General features: G+C 57.0%; 2 protein-coding genes. One reads left to right on the top strand and one right to left on the bottom strand.

Annotated elements, in window-relative coordinates; translation table 11 throughout:
- Positions 1-465 (bottom strand): helix-turn-helix domain-containing protein (locus FDX03_RS23225; protein WP_249357027.1); only part of this gene is annotated, 465 nt, incomplete at its 3' end.
- 195 nt (positions 466-660) lie between these two features.
- Between FDX03_RS23225 and metH the strand changes: the two genes are divergently transcribed.
- Positions 661-4344, top strand: a complete 3684-nt coding sequence (gene metH / locus FDX03_RS10025) for a methionine synthase (protein ID WP_137345879.1) — start codon at positions 661-663, stop codon at positions 4342-4344.
- Positions 4345-4355: the final 11 nt, after the last annotated feature.

Here is a 4355-nt window from a genome sequence, read left to right as displayed (position 1 = left end):
CGGCAGTTTGCCGCCGATAGGCGCAGACATACGCATCAATTGGGTGCACTGCACCTGGTCGATAATAATCGCCTGATGGTCGCTTTGATCAAGCACGGCGAGGTTGACCGTTTCACCGGAATCTTCCATCAGTTTGCGCAGGATTGGGTGGACAATCGCCAGCAGATTACGGCTTTGCAGAAAGCTGCTGCCGACGATAAACGCATGTGCACCCACAGCCCAATGCCCTAATTCACCGACCTGACGAACAAATCCCTGCTGCTGCATGGTGGTCAGCAAACGGTGAGTCGTGGAGTTTGGCAGGCCGGCCTGCTGCGCCAGCTCGGTCAGCGCCACGCTGCCGTTGGATTCCGCAATCCACTCCAGTAGCTTCAGGCCACGCGTCAGGGACTGAACCTGCCCGGTTGCGGGCGCAGTAGTAGCGGCGGGTTTTCTACCGCGTTTCGCGGGAACGGGGGCAACCATGGCAGACTCCTTTTCTGTATCGTGGAAATCATTTTCGTTTTATTCAATTATAATGCAAGAATTCCTGTACTGATCGGATGAGTGAAGCTGAACATGTCTCATGTTGGCTGTTGTTCTCTTTTCCGCCTCTCAGGTTTGTGCCAGTATGACCTGTTGAGTTTTTTTCGGTCTGGTTGAGCGTTGTCGGGAGCGAGTGTGAGCAGCAAAGTAGAACAATTACGTCAGCAGTTAAATGAACGTATTCTGGTGCTGGACGGCGGTATGGGCACCATGATCCAGGGATATCGTCTGAGCGAAGAGGATTTCCGCGGCGGACGCTTTGCCGAATGGCCGTGCGATCTGAAAGGTAACAACGACCTGCTGGTGCTCAGCAAACCGGAGGTGATCGCCGCGATTCACAACGCCTACTTCGAGGCGGGCGCGGACATCATCGAAACCAACACCTTTAACTCCACGACTATCGCCATGGCGGATTACCAGATGGAATCCCTGTCGGCGGAAATCAACTTTGCGGCAGCCAAACTGGCGCGCGCGGCGGCAGACGAATGGACGGCGCGCACGCCGAACAAACCGCGCTATGTCGCGGGCGTGCTTGGCCCAACCAACCGTACAGCGTCTATCTCGCCCGACGTCAACGACCCGGCTTACCGTAATATTACCTTTGATCAGCTGGTGGCCGCCTACCGCGAATCCACCAAAGCGCTGGTGGAAGGCGGCAGTGACCTGATCCTGATTGAAACCGTTTTCGATACCCTCAACGCCAAAGCCGCTATTTTCGCGGTTAAAACTGAATTCGAAGCGCTGGGCGTTGAACTGCCGATCATGCTCTCCGGCACCATCACCGACGCCTCTGGCCGTACGCTCTCCGGCCAGACCACCGAAGCGTTTTATAACTCACTGCGCCACGCCGACGCGCTGACCTTTGGTCTGAACTGTGCCTTAGGCCCGGACGAACTGCGCCAGTACGTGCAGGAACTGTCGCGCATTGCCGAATGCTACGTGACCGCGCACCCGAACGCCGGGCTGCCGAACGCATTTGGTGAGTACGATCTCGATGCCGACACCATGGCGGCGCAAATCCGCGAATGGGCCGAGGCGGGCTTCCTGAATATTGTTGGCGGCTGCTGCGGCACCACGCCGGAACACATCGCTGCCATGAGCCGCGCGGTGGATGGCTTGCCGCCACGCCGCTTGCCGGAAATCCCGGTTGCCTGCCGCCTTTCCGGCCTTGAGCCGCTGAACATCGGCGACGACAGCCTGTTTGTGAACGTCGGCGAGCGTACCAACGTTACCGGTTCGGCGAAGTTTAAGCGCCTGATCAAAGAAGAGAAATACAGCGAGGCGCTGGACGTCGCCCGCCAGCAGGTGGAAAGCGGCGCGCAGATCATCGATATCAACATGGATGAGGGGATGCTCGACGCCGAAGCGGCGATGGTTCGTTTCCTCAACCTGATTGCCGGTGAACCGGATATCGCCCGCGTGCCGATTATGATCGACTCCTCGAAATGGGAAGTAATCGAAAAAGGGCTGAAGTGCATTCAGGGTAAAGGCATCGTTAACTCCATTTCGATGAAAGAGGGGGTTGAGACCTTTATTCATCACGCGAAGCTGCTGCGTCGCTACGGTGCTGCAGTGGTGGTGATGGCCTTTGACGAGCAGGGCCAGGCCGACACCCGCGCGCGCAAAATTGAGATCTGCCGTCGGGCGTACAAAATTCTTACCGAAGAAGTGGGCTTCCCGCCGGAAGACATTATCTTTGACCCGAACATCTTTGCCGTCGCGACCGGTATTGATGAGCACAACAACTACGCGCAGGACTTTATCGGCGCCTGTGAGGACATCAAACGCGAACTGCCGCATGCGCTGATCTCCGGCGGCGTTTCAAACGTTTCATTCTCGTTTCGCGGCAACGACCCGGTACGTGAAGCTATTCACGCGGTATTCCTCTACTACGCCATTCGCAACGGTATGGACATGGGGATCGTCAACGCCGGACAACTGGCAATCTATGACGACCTGCCCGCCGAGCTGCGCGATGCGGTTGAAGACGTGATCCTTAACCGCCGTGACGATGGCACCGAACGACTGCTGGAGCTGGCTGAGAAATATCGCGGCAGTAAAACCGACGACACGGCGAATGCCCAGATGGCGGAATGGCGCACCTGGGACGTGAAAAAGCGCCTCGAATACTCGCTGGTGAAAGGCATTACCGAGTTTATTGAGCTGGATACCGAAGAAGCTCGCCAGCAGGCCGCGCGCCCGATCGAGGTTATTGAAGGACCGCTGATGGACGGCATGAACGTGGTTGGCGACCTGTTCGGCGAGGGCAAAATGTTCCTGCCGCAGGTGGTGAAATCCGCCCGCGTGATGAAGCAGGCGGTGGCGTACCTCGAACCGTACATTGAGGCCAGCAAAGAGAAAGGCTCCAGCAACGGCAAAATGGTCATCGCTACCGTGAAGGGCGATGTGCACGATATCGGCAAAAATATCGTCGGCGTGGTGCTGCAATGTAACAACTACGAAATCGTCGATCTTGGCGTGATGGTGCCCGCGGAGAAAATCCTCAGAACGGCGCGTGAAGTGAATGCCGATCTGATTGGCCTTTCCGGGCTGATTACCCCTTCGCTGGATGAAATGGTCAACGTGGCGAAAGAGATGGAGCGTCAGGGCTTCACTATTCCGCTGCTGATTGGCGGCGCGACCACCTCGAAAGCGCACACGGCGGTGAAAATTGAGCAGAACTACAGCGGCCCGACGGTGTACGTGCAGAACGCCTCGCGTACTGTGGGTGTCGTGGCCGCGCTGCTCTCTGACACCCAGCGCGATGACTTTGTCGCCCGTACGCGTAAAGAGTACGAAACCGTGCGTATCCAGCATGCGCGTAAAAAACCGCGTACTCCGCCCGTAACGTTACAGGCTGCCCGCGACAACGATCTGGCCTTTGACTGGGAAAACTACACGCCGCCGGTGGCGCACCGTCTGGGCGTACAGGAAGTGGAAGCCAGCATCGAAACCCTGCGCAACTACATCGACTGGACGCCGTTCTTTATGACCTGGTCGTTGGCCGGGAAATATCCGCGAATCCTCGAAGATGAAGTAGTGGGCGAAGAGGCGAAGCGCTTGTTCAAAGATGCCAACGACATGCTGGATAAACTCAGCGCTGAGAAGACGCTGAATCCGCGTGGCGTGGTGGGTTTATTCCCGGCCAACCGCGTGGGTGACGACATCGAGATTTACCGTGACGAGACGCGTACGCACGTCATCAATGTGAGTCATCACCTGCGCCAGCAGACGGAAAAAGTCGGTTTCGCCAACTACTGCTTGTCTGACTTTGTTGCACCGAAACTGAGCGGTAAAGCGGATTACATCGGTGCTTTTGCGGTCACTGGTGGTCTGGAAGAAGACGCGCTGGCAGATGCTTTCGAAGCGCAACATGACGACTACAACAAGATCATGGTGAAAGCGATTGCTGACCGTCTGGCGGAAGCGTTCGCGGAATATCTGCATGAGCGCGTGCGTAAAGTCTACTGGGGCTATGCGGCGAATGAGAATCTCAGTAACGAGGAGCTGATCCGCGAAAACTACCAGGGGATTCGCCCGGCACCGGGCTATCCGGCGTGTCCGGAACACACCGAAAAAGCCACCATTTGGGAACTGCTGGACGTGGAGGCGCATACCGGGATGAAGCTCACCGAATCCTTCGCCATGTGGCCAGGTGCCTCGGTTTCCGGCTGGTATTTCAGTCATCCGGACAGCAAGTACTACGCTGTGGCGCAAATCCAGCGCGATCAGGTTGAAGATTATGCCTTCCGTAAAGGGATGAGCGTGGCAGAAGTGGAGCGCTGGTTAGCGCCGAACCTCGGCTACGACGCCGACTGATTCACAAAACT

This window comes from Citrobacter sp. wls827 (assembly GCF_005280875.1).
GTDB classification, from domain to species: Bacteria; Pseudomonadota; Gammaproteobacteria; order Enterobacterales; family Enterobacteriaceae; genus Citrobacter; species Citrobacter youngae.
Note: the sequence above shows the minus strand (reverse complement) of the source record. Positions and strands in the feature narration are given on the sequence as shown.